This window comes from Streptomyces sp. WM6386, assembly GCF_000972385.1.
GTDB lineage: Bacteria > Actinomycetota > Actinomycetes > Streptomycetales > Streptomycetaceae > Streptomyces.
Window position 1 is genome coordinate 1 of the sequence record NZ_JXTE01000551.1, and the last position, 408, is coordinate 408.

Genomic DNA, 408 nt, shown 5'->3' on the forward strand with positions numbered 1-408 from the left:
CCGTGCTGATCCCGGGGCGGTGTGAACGGCACCGGTCACGGCGCCTGTCGGCCGCCAGGCACGGTGAGTGCGAGCGTCAAGGAGTTTCCGCCTGGACCGCAGGCCCGCCAGGGTCAGTTCCAGAGCGGCGAGGAACTGGTCCCTGTCATCGTGCTCGGCGAACTCGTCGGCGATCTCGTGCACGAAGGGGAATTGCGCGGCATCCAGCCTCCGCCAGGACTCGGCGTAGCGGCTGAGGTACTCCACGTCCCGTTCCCACGCCGCGCGTCCTGCGACGACCGGCGACGTTCCGACAGGAGGCCGGCCATGACCGCGACCGCCACCACCGAGTCAGCTTCAACCCGTACCTACTCATCCCTGCGCACGGCCTGGATTCCGCTGACCGCGCTCTGCCTGGCCTTCTTCGTC

Annotated in this window: 1 pseudogene; it reads right to left on the minus strand. The window is 68.9% G+C overall.

From position 1 onward, the window contains the following. A pseudogene (locus TN53_RS48940) lies at nucleotides 1-246 on the minus strand (hypothetical protein); the annotation flags it as partial. Nucleotides 247-408 lie beyond the last annotated feature (162 nt).